This is a genomic window from Oxobacter pfennigii, assembly GCF_001317355.1.
In the GTDB taxonomy this organism is placed as follows: domain Bacteria; phylum Bacillota; class Clostridia; order Clostridiales; family Oxobacteraceae; genus Oxobacter; species Oxobacter pfennigii.
The window spans coordinates 16,433-33,861 of sequence record NZ_LKET01000031.1 but is presented as its reverse complement, the minus strand read 5'-3'; the positions used below and the strand labels follow the sequence as shown (position 1 = coordinate 33,861).

12 protein-coding genes are annotated in these 17,429 nt (G+C 36.6%); 9 read left to right on the top strand and 3 right to left on the bottom strand.

Annotation, left to right across the window (positions count from 1 at the left end; all coding sequences use genetic code 11):
* Positions 1 to 375 precede the first annotated feature (375 nt).
* Positions 376 to 1,014 (bottom strand): hypothetical protein, encoded by a 639-nt coding sequence (locus OXPF_RS10025; RefSeq protein ID WP_054875078.1) that lies wholly within the window; start codon positions 1,012 to 1,014, stop codon positions 376 to 378.
* A 681-nt stretch (positions 1,015 to 1,695) separates the two neighbouring features.
* Here OXPF_RS10025 and OXPF_RS10020 point away from each other — a divergent pair.
* The 3 genes from OXPF_RS10020 (at position 1,696) to OXPF_RS10010 (ending at position 4,925) form a co-directional block, all read left to right on the top strand.
* Positions 1,696 to 2,895 carry an MFS transporter gene (locus OXPF_RS10020; RefSeq protein WP_054875077.1) on the top strand — a complete coding sequence of 400 codons (1,200 nt, stop codon included), beginning with the start codon at positions 1,696 to 1,698 and terminating at the stop codon, positions 2,893 to 2,895.
* 252 nt (positions 2,896 to 3,147) lie between these two features.
* Positions 3,148 to 3,774 (top strand): corrinoid protein, encoded by a 627-nt coding sequence (locus tag OXPF_RS10015; RefSeq protein ID WP_054875076.1) that lies wholly within the window; start codon positions 3,148 to 3,150, stop codon positions 3,772 to 3,774.
* Positions 3,775 to 3,827: 53 nt separating this feature from the next.
* Positions 3,828 to 4,925, top strand: coding sequence for a uroporphyrinogen decarboxylase/cobalamine-independent methonine synthase family protein (locus tag OXPF_RS10010; RefSeq protein ID WP_054875075.1), 1,098 nt, complete (start codon positions 3,828 to 3,830; stop codon positions 4,923 to 4,925).
* Between the two features lie 124 nt (positions 4,926 to 5,049).
* Here the strand turns inward: OXPF_RS10010 and OXPF_RS10005 are convergent, their stop codons facing one another.
* Positions 5,050 to 6,648 (bottom strand): PucR family transcriptional regulator, encoded by a 1,599-nt coding sequence (locus OXPF_RS10005; RefSeq protein ID WP_160317195.1) that lies wholly within the window; start codon positions 6,646 to 6,648, stop codon positions 5,050 to 5,052.
* Between the two features lie 1,952 nt (positions 6,649 to 8,600).
* Between OXPF_RS10005 and OXPF_RS23390 the strand changes: the two genes are divergently transcribed.
* On the top strand, positions 8,601 to 9,449 hold the full coding sequence (locus tag OXPF_RS23390; protein ID WP_054875073.1) for an MFS transporter: 849 nt from the start codon (positions 8,601 to 8,603) through the stop codon (positions 9,447 to 9,449).
* Positions 9,431 to 9,994, top strand: coding sequence for an MFS transporter (locus OXPF_RS23385; protein ID WP_083479823.1), 564 nt, complete (start codon positions 9,431 to 9,433; stop codon positions 9,992 to 9,994). The genes OXPF_RS23390 and OXPF_RS23385 overlap by 19 nt, the downstream gene beginning before the upstream one ends.
* A 159-nt stretch (positions 9,995 to 10,153) precedes the next feature.
* Here the strand turns inward: OXPF_RS23385 and OXPF_RS09990 are convergent, their stop codons facing one another.
* On the bottom strand, positions 10,154 to 11,266 hold the full coding sequence (locus OXPF_RS09990; RefSeq protein ID WP_054875071.1) for a TetR/AcrR family transcriptional regulator: 1,113 nt from the start codon (positions 11,264 to 11,266) through the stop codon (positions 10,154 to 10,156).
* Positions 11,267 to 11,771: 505 nt separating this feature from the next.
* Between OXPF_RS09990 and OXPF_RS09985 the strand changes: the two genes are divergently transcribed.
* The 4 genes from OXPF_RS09985 to OXPF_RS09970 all read left to right on the top strand — a co-directional run bounded on the left by OXPF_RS09985 (position 11,772) and on the right by OXPF_RS09970 (position 17,337).
* Positions 11,772 to 13,160 (top strand): MFS transporter, encoded by a 1,389-nt coding sequence (locus OXPF_RS09985; RefSeq protein ID WP_054875070.1) that lies wholly within the window; start codon positions 11,772 to 11,774, stop codon positions 13,158 to 13,160.
* A 329-nt stretch (positions 13,161 to 13,489) separates the two neighbouring features.
* Complete coding sequence (locus tag OXPF_RS09980) at positions 13,490 to 14,845, top strand: uroporphyrinogen decarboxylase/cobalamine-independent methonine synthase family protein (protein WP_054875069.1); 1,356 nt, start codon at positions 13,490 to 13,492, stop codon at positions 14,843 to 14,845.
* Positions 14,846 to 15,155: 310 nt separating this feature from the next.
* The gene (locus tag OXPF_RS09975; RefSeq protein ID WP_054875068.1) at positions 15,156 to 15,923 is read left to right on the top strand and encodes a glucose 1-dehydrogenase; all 768 of its coding nucleotides are present in this window, start codon (positions 15,156 to 15,158) and stop codon (positions 15,921 to 15,923) included.
* Positions 15,924 to 16,092: 169 nt separating this feature from the next.
* Complete coding sequence (locus tag OXPF_RS09970; protein WP_083479821.1) at positions 16,093 to 17,337, top strand: MerR family transcriptional regulator; 1,245 nt, start codon at positions 16,093 to 16,095, stop codon at positions 17,335 to 17,337.
* The last annotated feature ends 92 nt before the right edge of the window (positions 17,338 to 17,429 follow it).

Sequence of the window (17,429 nt, the reverse complement as noted above, 5' to 3'; positions counted from 1 at the left end):
ATACCGATTGATGCGCGCGAAGTCTTTCTGTAAAAAACTCTTCGATTCAAGTGGTTGAATGGATACATTAATTGTTAATAATGTATAAATTATGCTAAATATTTAAGCAGCTTGCCTAATGAATTTTCAACATAGCCAAGATATAGTGTAGTAAAGGTCAAGAACTACTTATGATAGTAAAATTCAAAGCTTCAATCTGATGAGAAGCAAAAAATTTCAATTTCCGAAAGAAGAGTGGAGGTGTTTTTGCAGACAAAAAAGTTTCTAAACAATAGCCTTTATTGATTTGCGGAAATAGCGAATCAAACTTAAAACCTTTAAAATGCTAATTAGGAGGAGGTAAAAGAATGAGTAACAGATTAACACCTACTGAAATTAACAATCGCTAATATCTACCGTTAAAACAACTTTATGCGGCTTTAAGTTCAACTTAAGGGGGATCATGCGTTCGTTAATTACTGTGCTATCAGTTATTTTATGATCAAGTAAATCTTTAAAAAAATATTCAAAATCGAGACCGCGTAGATACTTAAAAGATTGGTTTTTTTGTATTTCGGATGAAATGGTGTTGCAGAGCACTTCAACCAACTCCAGATCAGTGCTTTCGAATGAACGTTCTGCTTCTACAACGACTACATGGGCTACAAGTGTTTCGTTTACGGTGACTGGACCTAAGATGCGGGGATATTTAGCAAGTGGATCATTCCAGAAGGTTGGAGAAAGTATATTCTGATTTTTGGGGGGAAGTTTTTTAAAACTTTTATAATTTCTTCTACCTTTGAGGGTTTCTTTAGAAGGAAAGCCGTTTTTAGCATACTCGTCCCAGATCCTGTCTCCGATTATATTATTGTGTGATATGACCATAGACCTGCTACTGGTATCAACCAGTACAAGGGGATTATCAAGCATTTCACAACCAATTTCTATAATTTTTTGTAATCCTGTACCTTGTGAAAGTGCCTGAAATAATTTAAACATATATTTCATGGTACGCAATTCTTTTTCCTGTGCCATAAGGTATCCTCCGCATTTGTAAAGAATGTATCATAAAGTTCTTATACTGTCTCTAATGGAATTTTTAAGTCTAACATAATTATCAATACACACCTCTTATATTATATTTTTAATTAAGCGCTTGTAAAACGCCAGAACTCGCTAAAATACCGGGTTTCAAGTCGCTGTTTTCATAGTATATAACGCTATATTTATTATCGTGTATATTTTTTTACTGCGTTAGTTAATCCTTATAAAATTATTCATATTACAGAATTACACCTTTTTTTCAGCTTGACAATCCTTGTTTTATATGATTTTTAACGGTATTTTTCCTAAAATATTCGGATATTTTTGTACCTGTCCCAATGCTAAGCTCAGATTATATAACTATAAGGAAGTCGAATTTGTGAGTAAAAAACTGGTTGACCGTGGATGTAACCTTGGACAAATAAGAGTGATATAAGGGGACTATATTTTATTGATTTGGAGGTGAATTAAGCTGAAAACTGGCAAAAAGCTATAATGAGCCATAGCACGGGTATAAACGGTCTTATTTTAAACTCAGGCTGCACAATCCCTATAAAGGCGAAATTTGAAATATAAACGCCCTGGTCATTGCAGCTTCAGGTAAATGAAACTGAAACAGGCTGACGATTGGAAAGTAAGTAAAAATTAATACTTATGAAAGGAAGATGTCTAATGAATAAAAAAAGCCAGTCAATAACTGTATTGGCGATATTTTCTATCGGTTTTATAGCTATGATAATAGGTACTATCACACCTGCTATCCAGGCGATAGGCAATGCGTTCCCTAATGTTCCATTCACAACCCTGATGCTGGTTTCCACATTGCCGTCCCTTGTTTCAATACCCTTCTCGGTTCTTGCAGGCAGTATTGTCGGAAAAGCGATGAAATATAGAACGCTTACAATGCTTGCCTTGCTTATTTTAGCTGTTGCCGGAATAGCTCCGTACTGGCTGACGGATTGGACGATGGTCCTTATTGCAAGGGCAGTATTCGGTATTGGCATGGGTCTTATTAGCCCTATCCCCGCTGGCCTTATATTCAACCTTGTTGCTCCTGAAAAACAGGCAAATATTATGGGTCTGAACGGTGTTGTGAGCAACATAGGCGGTATGGTTCTCCAGTTCCTCGGTGGAGTAATGGCAACAATCGGTTGGAACTTAAGCTTCCTCGTACATAGTTTTGCATTCTTATCACTGGTAATCGTTGCTATTTTTCTTCCTGAACCGGAAAAAAGGCAAATTCCTGCAGACGCTGTGGGCGAGGCTCCCAAGTCGGCTGGCCTGCCAGCCGTTGTTTGGGTCTGGTCTGCTGCATACGCTATAATGACTGTTATGATGTATCCTTCCCTAACAAACATATCCACTGTATTCCAGGAGATGGGCTTGAATCCTGCTATGGCTGCAACCGCACTGATGCTGATGACTGTTGGCGGAATGGTCATGGGAGCAGTTTTCGGAAAGGTTTTCGAAGCAATCGCATTCAAATGTATTCCTTCAGGATTTGTACTGTTGGTAGTAAGCCAATTTCTTATGGCAACCGGCCAAAACTTTATGATGTTTGCTGTTGCCGAGGTACTTCTTGGCATAGGAATGGGCCTTGCAGGTACAGCAATTATGATGCTTATCGGGAGTTCCGTTACTCCTGACAAATCTCCTTTAGCCATGTCCTTCTTGATGGCTTGCATGAGCATAGGCGGATTTCTTTCAGCTTTCATATATGCAGGTGTAATGGGAACCATGGGAATAACCTCCATGAGGTTCCAGTACTGGGTCGGAACAGCAGGATTTGCAGTCTATGCGGTAGTTACATTCTTTGTTTACATGAGAAAATCTGCAGCTCCGCCTGTCAGCGGACCTTCGGTCAAGGCATAATCTTTAAACAAATTTAACAAAGGAGATGTAGGAAGTAATAGGCACACCTAATAGCGGTTGACAGTCCTAATGCACCCATATGTGATGAAGCTATAGAATTCTGCAACAAACCATGTCTTATAAATTCGGTTTCTGTGAAGGTGACAAGGTTGATGCTGTAAGTACATAGGCACGTACAGAGAAGGGATGTTTGGCTCAGTAAAATAAAATAGAAATGAACTATCATGTTTATTTATAAAAGGAGGTTAAAGAATGTCAAAAATCGATGAAGTAAAAGCTGGCGTCGCAGCCGGTAAAACCAAAGTTGTTCCTGGTTTGGTACAGGAAGCATTAAACGAAGGACAAGCAGCTACTGCTATCCTTGAAGCAATGGTTGAAGCTATGGGAGTAGTAGGTGACAAATTCTCATCAGGGGAGATATTCGTTCCCGAAATGCTCGTTGCAGGTAAAGCAATGCAAAAAGGCGTGGAAGTACTTAAACCCGTTCTTGCAAATGCAGGTTCAGTATCCCTTGGGAAGTGCATTATAGGAACTGTTGCAGGAGACCTTCATGACATCGGCAAAAACCTTGTTGCTCTTATGATAGGCAGCGCAGGTTTCGATGTTATCGACCTCGGTGTTGACGTTCCGGCAGACAAATTCATTGAAACAATAAAAGCAAATCCTGATGTAAAAGTGGTAGCTTGCTCAGCACTTTTAACAACAACTATGCCGGCTATGAAAGAAACAGTAGAAACAATTAAAGCCAGTGGCTTAACAGGATTTAAGGTTATCGTGGGCGGAGCGCCTATCACTCCTGAATTCGCATCTTTAATCGGAGCTGACGCTTATGCCCGTGATGCAGGCGGAGCTGCTGTTAAAGCTAAGGAACTTGTCTAGTGCAGATTTTAGATATTTATTTTTAATGATAATTTAAGAAAGAGGGGATTAATATGTCAAATCCTAAATTCGATCCTAAGGAGTTAAAAATCGTAGGAGAAATACCAGGTTTTTTCCCGGGAATGCCGAGCACGCCGCTTTTTGATTTTCCTGTAACAAGAAGAGAGGCTTATATTGCGACAATGAAAAGAAAACCAGTATGGGCGATAACAAATATTGAAACCGGGATGTTTCTTCCTAAACTCTATCCGGATAATGTTGCACGCGCATTTACTTTTGAAGCCAATCCCATTACGCGTGAACAATTCGGCGGCAAGGATATTTTCGGCATAGACTGGATATATATAGATACAGCGGGAGGCTCCATGGTAAAACCCGGTTCACCTTTTCTAAAGGATGCAAACGAATGGAAAGAAAAGCTTAAATGGCCGGATGTGGACAGCTGGGACTGGGAAGGCTCATCTAAAGCCAACAAAGAATATTTAAACAACACTACCTATAATTTAACTTGGATCATGAATGGTTATTTTGAAAGGCTTATATCCTTTATGGACTTTGAAGGTGCGGCTATTGCCCTTATAGATGAAGAGCAGCAGGATGCTGTGAAGGAGATTTTTCAAAAGCTGACCGACCTTTATATTAAAATCGTAGATAAGTTTATAGAATATTTTCCTCAGGTAAGCGGTTTTACCGTCCATGATGACTGGGGTTCGCAGATAGAGCCCTTCTTCTCACCGGCTATATGCGAGGAAATGCTTGTCCCCGCAATGAGAAGGCTTACAGATTACATCCATTCCAAAGGATTGTACGCCGATTTCCATTGCTGCGGACATGTAGAGCGTCAGGTTCCCAATATGATTGCCGCAGGATGGGATTCCTGGTCCGGTATGGCAATGAATGATACTCAAATGCTTTATGAAAAGTACGGGGATAAGATCATCATCGGTGTAATCCCCGACCAGTTCGACCCCATGACAACTAGTGAGGCAGACCAGAGAGCCGCAGCGGCAAAATATGTTGAAAAGTTCTGCAAACCCGGCAAACCATCAATCCTTAACTTTTATGGCGCCCCGGTACTGACACCTGCATTCAGGGAAGAGCTCTATAAGCTTTCCAGAATCAAGTACAGCGAAACAGAATCAATAGGATAATTGGTTATTTATCATAAAAATCACTCCTGCGAATAAATAAGCAGGAGTGATTTTTATGCAAGCCCTTTTGTTTTGGATACTGCTCCGGATAAAAGTAGGAAGTCACTGGTTTAAATTATGGAGTTCATGAAAATAGCTTATTAATTTGTTCAAGACAGGCCAATGTATTATAATCTAACTTGTTTATAAACCTAAGGATTATAAATGAAAGATATAAGTGCAGCATTGTATTCATATTATGCAAATCGATTTCCATTAACGATTGAATTTTCTGATAACGGTATACCATGGTTGTCCTATGGATGTGCAGTGCATTTGCAGAATCCGTCAAGTTACCTTTATTCAGAAGATATGTATGAAGCGTATGGGTATAATTAGTACCATTATATTTATCATATTCTATAAGCATACTAAGAGACGGGTGGCAAATCATCTCCAGGTCCTCTTGTTTGGAACAGCTGCTTAAAAGATGGTAGATTGCATTGTCTTCGTATGTAAAAAATACTTCTTCGGAACTTCTTTGCATTCCGAGCTCTATTGCCTTTAGTGATTGTTTATAAAAATATGGCATATCAATCAAATCGTGAAAGCAGCGGCTAAGCCCTCCACATATATCATTTTTTATCATGAATTCTATAAGGTGATTCATGGTTTCATCACTCAGAGGATTACCTTTACTGTTACTGATTAGTATCACGATACAGTCATCATATAAAATTGATTTTGCGCCAATCATAGTATTTTCGAAAAAATCCAGCAAATAATTAACATATCCCAGTTCTGGATTCTTTTGCTTCAGGGAAATTGTAAGCACATAAAGATTTCCCCTCAATTTTAATCCTAAAAGCTTAGCCATCTTCTCCAACCTTTTATCATCTTTTATTTTTCCATCCAGCAAATCCGTAATCATGAAACTAAGCATTGTTCCGTTCGTTTTATAAAAGGCCTTGTGCTTTTGCAATTCGGAGGATACTACACTGCATAAAAGTGAGACTAAATCTATATCGTATTCTTTAAAAGGCTTTTTCGCTCCTATGACCGTTAAATATCCTTCAATATTATTGTCAATTACTACTTTTCCCGTAATTGCTTCGTATTTTCCCGTTTCTTTTATATGAATGGGAGAATCGCTTTCATTTATCATACTGAAATTTCTTTTAAATTTTATATAATCCAAAGAGTCATAAGGGACTTTTCCTTTTTCCACCCATACATCCCAGCCAAGCTCGCTCAGCAATTCTGCGGATGCTTTATAGGCGACAAGTATGCCATTGACATCTCCGAGTGAAATTGGATTACCCAGGAGTTCATAGCCTATATCGATAATATCTTGTACTCCTTTGCTATTAACAAAGGACTTCAGCATGGCTTCCCATAGCGGTACAAATTCATATTGACTGGTTATAATTTTATATACTTCATTAAAAACCTTCATTAGATTTTCATTTTTGTTGAGCACAATGAGGTTTACATTAAATTTATTTAAATCATTAGTTCCAATGTCTATGTCCGGGATTACAAGAATATTCGCCGGACATTTCACCGGCAATACCTTTATCAAGGTTGAAGCATTGCCTACATATAAAGTATTTGGGTCAAATGACTGCATATCCTCTTCAAGCAGTTTTGGTGCCTTAAACAAGTTGTCGTTTTCATAGGACACATATAATTGATGATCGTAAAGCCTCAATTCATCTGACAGCTTCTTAATATCATAATCCACTTTATAACACCTTCCTGCTTTAAGCATATAATAGGCGTTTGTAAAACGTCAGAACCCGCTGTTGGGTTTTAAGTGGCCGTTTTATATAGAACTCCTCACCTGTATATCGCAAATAATGCTTTCAAATACAAGAGAAGAGATATAAACTATGAAATTTACACAATTATCACTATCTGACTTTTATGATAGCTGTAATTAATTAGCAGATGATGATAAATCACTTTTTCTTTCTTTGTTAAAAAGATAGCCGCTTTTTTAAAGTGATTATACCTATTAATCTCAGAAGTTCTGCTGACTTACCGGAACCAGGACTTGATCCGGATTCCCATTATGTCCTAAAGATTCTTCACTAACCCTTGCTCTCCTTCTCTATCGGGCAGAATTGTCTATACCTATGCCGGATCTCTAGAGGATGGCTGGCGGTTCCGCGTACGGACATTAAGAGTCCGAGGAAGGCTTTCGCCAGGCCAATTACTCACCTTATTGTATCTTTGGCATGAGATGGAATGAAGCCCGGATGGATGCCGTACTCCAGGTATAAATATACAGTAGCAAAGGAGGTTTTAATTTTATAATTAGATATTGATTTTTAGTAATTTAATTAAGTTCTGAAGATTAGGCATAAATACTGATGTGATGAGTAGATAAGGATTGGACGTAATATCAATAGCTATTATAATTATTTTTTATAATATCATGTAAGCCATGCCTGACATTAAAAGAATATCACCTCGTTAGAGTGATGTCAACCATATATAGATTACACCCTATAAAAATATTAATTAACTAAGTTGACATAGTAAATGCAGCCATAGCCAATAAATATAGTTGCATTGAATCTGACAAAGCTACTAGCCTCGCTTTGTTTTTCAATAGTTTTTATTTAGCATTTACCCCCGCATGCGGGAGTAGTTGCGTTTAATCTAGTAAAACTCCGGATTTTGTACCGTGATAAAGACAAACATTTAACCGACAAGATATCCATCAAGAAGATTGTCCTAAAACTTAAGAAGATCACATAGATTGTTTCACAAGAAATTAGTTCCCGTGCCACAATCAGCGGTAAGCATGAGACATACCGTATTTCCTGCATAAGAGCTCTTACCCAAAATAAATCCATTTGGACTCAACATAAAGAAATGGAAAATAAAGTATCACAAAATACAATTGCAGTAAGTAATATTATAGAATGCAATCTATAATATCTTGACCTCGGCCTAGTTGAATGATAATATTAAATTCATAAGTACACTCTTTTAAAAGACTGCTGATAAGAAAATAATATTGGCGGTCTTATTTTTTTATCCATAAAACTCTAGCATACATTTCGGAAATCATTATTATAGATAATTAATATCCATGCAGAATACAATCTATAAATAATTGACATTATTCTAGAGGGATGATATTCTTTTAATATAAGTCATAAGCGACATCAGATTACAAAAAAAAACTATATAAACTATTGATAACACTTCCGAAAAAATTTAATGAAGTTATAATTGGCTTAAATTATCTCAATACAATATTTTCATACAAAACTATAACGGTTTTCTATTCTTAAATATAGTCCTAATATTAAATTTTACCCCCAGAGATTAAACTAGTTACCATAAGCTGCAATAAAATTATATGAATTGTCCACATGAATTATAGCACCAAATTTAACCTTGAATTTAATAATATCGTATAGGTATTACTAAATAAATAAGTATATACAGGAGGTATTAATTAGTATGTAGATTTAAAAATTTTAACTGACAAAAATATGAAGATATCATGCTTAATTTCATCATAAGGCTACAGAGGTAATGATGATTTACTATCCATAAGAATAAGGATAGCTGCATTGATATATTCAGTATGGGATGTTTATCATCCATACGTAAAACAGCAATAATAATTTAATAAATTTTTATTAAAAAAGTCAAAGACTTAGGAGGAAATTTAAAATGTCATTAGAAACAGGAAGAATAAAACCTTGGAAAATATATGCATATGGTACGGCCCTTTTTGGGTTTGGTATCATGATGGCAATGAACACTACGTATTATAGTTTTTTCTTAACAGATGTGGCCATGATCCCCGCAGCAATTGCAGCAAGTATTCTTTTTATATGCAGAATAGGCGATATGATTTTAGTACCTATTGTCAGTGGATTGATGGAAAAAATTAATTTAAGATGGGGCAAATACCGTTCATGGCTATTAATAGCCCCTCCTATAACTGCAGTTTCATTCACATTGATGTTTACAAATTTAAATGTAAGCACATCGGTAAAAATAGTGTTTTTGGTAACAGCTTATCTTATTGCCCATGCTTTTGTTAATTTTGAATTTGCAGCACTTTATGCCCTTCTTCCTATGATGGGAAAACATCCGGCAGACAGGACCTTAATCTCTGCGAGAAGGGTACAGTTCTCATCTGCAGCTCAGATTATTTTCGGTTATATCGCAATGCCCATAATACTTTTCTTTACAGGCGGAAATGCAAAGGCACCGGGATTACAGGGATTCTTTATCACAACTGCAATTTTTTCGACTATAATGCTCATTACATTCTGGTTTGTATTCTATATTTCAAAAGAATTTGACATGCCAAGTGCAAGTATTGCAACAGCAAACAAACCCAAGGGTTTGACTGTAGGTGAAATGTTGGAACAGGCATTTAAAAATCCGCCATTTATTGCTCTGATTGTAGGAGATACTTGCCGTGGCATATCAACTTTCGCTGTATCAGGTACCGCTGCATATTACTTCAGGTATGTTGTACAGGATAGTCAATACTTCCCTTATTCTTAGGCAGTCTTGGAATTATACAGCTTTGCAGTGCTATTGCAGTCCCTTTCATTGCCAAGTTACTTGACAAGCGCCATATGTACACTATAGGCATTTCAGCGATAGTTGTTTTTCAGTTGGCAGCGTGGGCTTTTGCTAAAGATGCGATGACCTTTGCTGTAATGATAGGAATAAGTTATATAGGAGTGGCTTTCTGTACAAGTTCTTCACCTGCTATGTATGCGGATGCATCCGACTACGGTGAATGGAAAACAGGCAAGAGCGCCAGAGGCTTTATTATGGGTATGGCTAATATGCCTCCTAAGCTTGGCCTAATAACTACTGGGACATTCACAGGCTTTGCTCTTTCAGCTATCGGTTACGTGGCCGGAGCGCCATCAACACCCGAATTGGTCAGCGGGCTAAGGAATATCATACATATGCTACCCGCAATAGCAGCAATAATAGGCTTAATTGTAATGACCCTTTTCAATAAGTTGACAGTTCCCGAGGTTATAAAGATCCAACAGGAAATTAGCGCTAGAAATGAGGCTGCAGCTACAAAATAAGAAATTTTTACTTAGGTTGAAAAAGCAGCACAATGCTGTGAAATGGGCCAGGTATAAAATGATTGATAAAGCCAGTAAATACAACAAGCCGGCATTTTTGCCGGCTTATATTTTGTGTTAATATCTTATAGAAATTTTTATGTCTATTGGTTGGACGTGTTAATAGAATATGAAGGCGCAATGGGTAATAACATTATCTTCATCGTTATAATACATATCTAAATTACGTAAGGTCTTTACAGCGTCTATTCCATATGCTTCAAACTGTTTTATCAATCCCTTATATTCTTTAAGTTTGTCCTTATCTATAAAGCTTGCTGCAAAGAAATCTTGTGTAAACTTATCATGCAGTGAAGAAAGAGATTTTAAAATATGTATTCTGAAATCATCCAGCCTTAAGATAATTTGCGTAAGATCTGCAGGATTATTTAACTCATAATTTTTTGTCAGTATCACAACTTTATTAAATTGTTCTTTCAGCCATTTGATATTATTATCTATATCATTCGCATTTAAATTGATATCGATAGTAAATACAATATCATCAATTAATACTACTTTGATTTGATCATACATAGCGAAATCCTTACTGGCTGATATGTATTCTGAAATTTTATCATTCAAAACAGTGATTTCAAGTCCGTTGAAAGATATTAAACTCATTATTCTATTGGCCTTTTTAATCGATGATAAGATTTCATCTATAGGCTTGTTGAAAAATAAATTGAAGCATGAAATTATATGATCATCTATGCTTTTTTCATTGAATTCCAGATTGCCGTTCACAAAGTTTTCCATGGTTTCTTTCAATGCTCCACGGTAATAAAATAATCTGTACTTCATCAGTTCATCATAGTCCAGAGACTTGTCTGAACACTTATTTATATCAATATTGCAACTTAACAAGCTTTTTTTGTATTGATTACTGGGGCCGATATTTGTCGCCAGGTTTTCGTTAAATTCATCAACATGAAGGCGTGCCAGTTTTTTGTCATTTGCAGATGGTACCAGGTACATTTTTGAATTGAGGACAATTCTATCGAAAAAGGATAAGTCACTGCCAAATAAATTTGCTATTTCTCTTCTCCTATCATCATATTCATTGATAACGTGGATTAAAATATCTCTTTTATTTTCAAAATGGTGAAATAAGACGGAACTTGAAATTCCTACTTCATCGGCTATTTGTTTTATAGTGGTATTGCTGTAGCCGTTTTCATAAAATAAGATTTTTGATAATTTCAATATTTTTTGTTTTGTATCATTCTCCATAAATACTCACCCTTTCTATTAAAATATAGCATAAATTGCTGTACAAGACAATTATTGTACAAATTAGAATTAAATCTACTTATTATTGACAACAATCTAAAAACATGTTACTCTTTTGATAGTATATATTACCACATATAAATGCAAAAAAAGGTTAAATCCTCTATTGTAATTAATATTATTTAAATATTATTAATTCTATTTAATAATAACACAGCTTAATATAGATGTTTTATATAAAAAGGCTGTTATATATAATTATTTATCTTAATTCCTTCACGATAAATTACACTCGTTTTTGCAATATTTCTAAATCTTTATAAACATTCTATATTTCTATTTTCAATCGTAAAAATTTCAAAGCTTCAATGCTTAAGAAAGGGTCTCCCAGAATATTGCAGCTCTATTGATTTGGCATATCAAGTGCTTAATAATAATTACTTAAAGTTATAGCTTAATCATAGGGTGTGTAAATATAGATTAAAAATGAAGGGAAGGAATTATTATGTTAAAAGAGGCAAATCAATTGAATCAGGTGAGACCTCATGAAGTGGATTTAAAACAGACTATTAGTTATGGCCTAGGATTCTTCGGTTCTAGTATGGCTGCACTAGGGTTCGGTACGTATCTTACGTATTTTTGGACTGATATTTTTATAATACCTCTTGCGGCAATCAGCACAATTTTTATGGTTTCACGGTTCATTGATGCCATCACCGATTTATGGTGTGGCTTCATGGTTGACAGAACCAACACCAAATACGGCAAAGCCAGACCTTGGCTTTTATGGAATGCCGTACCGGCTGCAATATCGTTGCTGATGCTTTATTTTGTTCCTAATTTTAGTGAGACCGGAAAGATAGTTTACGCATTTATAACCTATAACCTTGTGGCATTTTTCTATGGTACTTGTATATCGCTTCCTATGCAATCACTTACTTCATTAATGACATCCGACCCCAAAAAAAGGTTGCAGCTGGGTATGATAGGCCAAGCCTTTAATACCTCTGCAACTGTTCTTGGGAATATGTTTGTTTTGAAAATTATTGCTGCACTGGGCGGAGGTGCACAAGGCTACTTCAAGTTTTTTGGTACTATGGGAGTAGGCGCTGTCATTCTGATACTTATAACTTTCATTGGAACTAAAGAGAATGTAGTTAAAGATTCAAATAAAAATTCAAAAGAAAATAATTTATCTTTAAAAGTTGCTGCTAAAACTCTTTTAGGAAACAAGTGGTTTTTGATGGTAACATTATTGATGGCGCTTACCATGGCTTATCCTGCATTGATGTCAATAAATATGTATTATTTTACCTGGAATCTTAAAAATCCTGCATTAATGGGGCCATTCATGTCGGTAATATTTGGTGCAATGCTCGCGACCCTTGTACTGGTTACACCGGTAATAAACCGTTTAGGTAAAATCAGAGCCGGTTTTATAGGAGAATTTATACAAGTTTTAGGCGGTATTATACCCCTATTTGCACCGGGTAATGTAACAGTATTGATGATAGCTGCAGCATGTAGAGGAATCGGACCTGCAATACTTTTGGGCACCAGATTGGCATTTATGTGCGACGTTGTTGAATACGGCGAATGGAAGACGGGGGTACGCATTGAAGGCTTGATTTTCAGCGGAGCAAGCTTTGGTTCAAAGTTAGGTTCAGGTGCAGGTGCGGCTATTATAACCATGATGTTGGGAATAGGCGGTTATGTGGGAGGAGCTGCAGCCCAATCTGCAGAAGCCTTAAGTGCTATTCATTTCACATTTACATGGCTTCATGCTATTGATTCATTATTAATTGCGGTATGCCTATTCTTTTTGAGTGGGTTGGACAAACAGATGCCTCAAATTATGGAGGATTTAAAGGCGAGAAAAGCTTTAAATCAATAAAATAGTTACTGAGCTAAAACAAATATATCCAGTTTTAACTGGATGTATTTGTTTTGGTTGTAATTTTTTTCTTCCTTAATAAAACTTACATCGATTTGCCGAGCAATTAAACAATTAACCTTTTCAAAATTACTTTGATTAGTAATATAAAAAGATATTATTAGATAAATATAATGCAAAGAAGATAAAAAGTACGGTAGACTTAAAAAATTCTGACTGATTCAGTGTGAGAAGATACAGCAGGAAGTCCGTGCAGGGAATGAAGCTGCAGCAGCAAAATAGCTTATAATTAAGAACAAAATATATAAATATCGGGAGGGTGAATTAGAATGTCAGATGTAAAAGCTTTACAAAAGGAAAGGACAAGTATTTTTCAGGACGTATACGACAATAAAATTCCCAAGAGAGTCCCTGTTAATATCGGTATGGCCTTTGAACCTTTGGCGGAATTTTGCGGACTTAATATAGTAGAAGCACAATGGAATCCTCAATTAATAGAGGAAGGCTTGGACAGGCTTTGCCAGACATTATATACGGATGTGTGCCCCAGCACCGGTACCAGCAGACTGCCCTCAGTTTACCAGCCCTTGGAATCCCAATCCTTTGTTATGGGCTCCAATGGATTCTTCCAGCATCCCGAGGTTATCGGAATGCTGCCGGAAGAGTATGATTACTTGATTGAAAAGCCCTATGACTGCCTTTTGGAAAAAGTAATCCCAAGGCAGCATAAAGCATTGGGATTAGACAACCCGGTAAAGGCAATGCTCAGTTTTACAAAAAGTATATTGGGTTACAGAAACGATTTAGCGCAGATTGGGCCTATTTTAGCTAAAATGGTAGAGCGGTACGGGTATTATGCACCTGTCGCGGGAGCATCTACTCTTGCCCCCTTTGATTTTATAGCCGACCAATTAAGGAGCTTTAAGGGTGTGAGCATGGATGTAAGGAGAATGCCCGAAAAGGTAGCCGAAGCTTGCGAAGCGGTATATCCAATTGTGCTAAAAAAAGGGATGCCCAAGGTTATTTCAAATTATTCCCATGCATTCCTGCCCTTGCATATGCCAACCTTTATGCGTGAAAAGGACTTTGAAAAATTATGGTGGCCAAGTTTTAAAAAGATGATTGATGAATATGCTTCCCTGGGAGTTCACTGCAGGCTCTTCTGTGAGGATAACTGGGACAGATATCTTGATTATTTGTATGAGCTGCCGGCAAACACCGTCATGATGTTTGAATACGGTAATCCAAAGCTTATTAAGGAAAAACTGGGAAAGAAACACATTATAACAGGATTATATCCAATGACAAAGATGAAGGGCTACACAAAAGAGCAGTGTGTGGATGAAGCTAAAAGGCTTATTGATATTTTAGCGCCCGGAGGAAAATACATTTTTGGTCTGGATAAAGTATTTATAACAATTAAAGATGTCAATATGGAAAATTTCTGTGCTGTTACTGAATTTGTCCGTGACTACGGCGTTTATGAAAATGCCGGAGAAACAGCCGGAATAGAATTTAACAAGGAAGACTATAAAGTACTTGCGTCCAGAAAAATAGAAAGCCAGTATTATCCTTCCTGGGAGGAATACAAAGCTATTCATCCTAATGTGTCCGACTTTGGAAAAGAAAAGATGGAAGCTTTGGATGAAGTGCTGTTCCAGTACCTCGCATTCTTGTTGTATTAGAAATGATGTTTAAAAAAATCCATAAGCATATATCAAAAGAAGAAAGAGAGGCTTATGGATTTTGATAAACTTAAGATGTATTGCTTAAGCAAAAAAGATAGGGAAGCCATTTTGGAGAAATAATTAAAGCTCTGCAGAGATTCTTCAAGCAGGTAAAAACCATTAAAACATAAGGTAACCTTATGTTTTAATGGTTTTTTGCCTTTAATGCCGAAGAAGCATTGCTTGACGTGAGGTTAACTTTAAATTATATAATCATTTTATTAGTTAATTATTTAACTTTAAGATTAAAATATAGGGGGTACTGAATATGAAATTAGAAGGGAAAGCAGCAATTGTAACAGGGGCCAGTTCGGGCATGGGAAAGGCCATGGCTCTCCAATTTGCAAGAGAGGGGGCTTCAGTCGTCGCGGTAGCAAGAAGGAAAGAAAAGCTTGCAGAACTTGTCCAGTATGCCGGTGAAGAAGGCTTTAAAATACTTGCATTTCAGGGAGATATAGCAAAAAAAGAAGATATAGACTGCATGGTTGATTTTGCTTTTAAAAACTTTGGGAAGGTTGATATACTGGTAAACAATGCAGGTATTGCCGATAATAATATGCCTGCCGGGGAAGTGTCGGACGCGTTATGGGATAAAGTTATAGGAGTTAATTTAACCGGTCCTCTGTATTCCTGCAGAAGGGCTGTCAATATAATGCTTGAACAAGGCTCGGGAAATATAATTAATATAGCTTCAGTAGGCGGGCTTAATGGCTCCAGAGCAGGCGTAGCTTATACCGCATCTAAGTTTGGCCTGGTAGGATTAACAAAGAATATCGGCTACATGTATGCAACAAAAGGAATAAGATGCAATGCAATTTGTCCCGGCGGTGTGGAAACTGAAATTGTGACAAAAGGTGTAGGGTTTGAGAATCCAAGTCCATTTGGCAATGAAAGAATGATGTTAGGCACAGCTACCAGCCCAAGGGCTGCTTCACCTGAAGAAATTGCAAAGGTTGCACTTTTTCTTGCATCCGATGATTCAAGCTTTATAAACGGAGCAACTATAGTGGCTGACGGAGGCTGGACTGCATATTAGAAATACGCGGAGACATTTTAAAACATGATTTATTAGAGCTGCGGAGTTATAATATAAATTAGCCTGCCGGTTTATTCGGCGGGCTAAGACCTTTTATGGAGTTGTTTCGCTTTCTATCAAAAAAATGATATAATTATGTTATAAACTTAACTATTGCCGTGCCGGGTTAATTGTCTGGCGAGAGGGGGTAAGAAAAATTAGAATCAGTGAATTTGCTCAAAAACATAATATTTCTCAAAGTACTGTAAGGCACTATATTGATTTCGGTCTGCTGGTTGCACAAAAAAATGGAAGTCATTACAGATTTCATGAAGACGACAGCAGAGACATAGAAAGAATTATGAACTTAAAGCAATTGGATTTTTCTTTGCCGGAAATTCAGAAGATATTAACCTTTCAAAGGCTCACGGGCGGTAAAGCAGATGAATATAAAAAAATGTATTTATCTTTATTGGAGAGTAAGGAAGAACAGATCATACAGGCGCAGCAAAAGTATGAGAAGATGAGCTATTATCTTAAAGAAACAATTAACTCATTAAAAAGCGGTGAAATGAACAGAAGCGGTAAATTAGGTTTTCCATTGTCTTCTGTAGGAATGTTACAGTGTCCATGCTGTGGGGCGGCCTTGAATATTTCAGCCGGGACTATAGAGAATAACATGCTTATAGAGGGAAGCATCAAATGCAAATGCGGTTATAGTGCTATAATACAGGATGGTATTTATATTGATGAAAAGGCAGCAAGGCAAAAATTATTATACGGAAAGCCTATGCCTGACGGGAAGGAATATCTAAGGGTAGCATCCCCCGGTTTTATAAACTTCCGTTATAAAGGGATGGGCATATTGATTGACAGCATGCATAAGCATTGCAAAGAGCCTGAATATATTATGGAGTTTAACTTATGTGTAGGATATTTCCTCAATCAATATATTAAGCATATACCTGGAAACGCCATATATATCCTGGTTGATTACGATAAAGACAGAATAGCCCATTTAAAAAGCAGTCTGGAAACAGGTAATGAGCATAAAAATTTCATATTTTTATGCTGCGATGTTGACGGAATACCGCTCAGGAATTCGTCCATTGATATAATTATTGATTATTGGATGACAAAAGATTTCGCCCAATCGAATAATCAACCTTTACTTGATATAGTGCTGCCTTTTTTAAAGCATGGAGGCTTGTTGGCAGGGATATATCCAAATTTGCATAAAGTAAAGGGGATTGATAATACGTTACCCCAGATAGAGGATTATTTTAACCGGGAAAAGATACTGAAAAAATTGACTGATTTAAATTTGAAACAATTGGATGTTGCAGATATGGGACCGGTTATTGAAAAAAACCGATATAATATGGATATCTATGACAGGGAAATATATCAGACCATTTATGTGGGGAAAAAATAAGCATTATTATTTCAAGCTAGTTATAAAAAAAGCATTAAAACATAAGGTTACCTTATGTTTTAATGCTTTTTTTATTATCAAGATAAATGAAA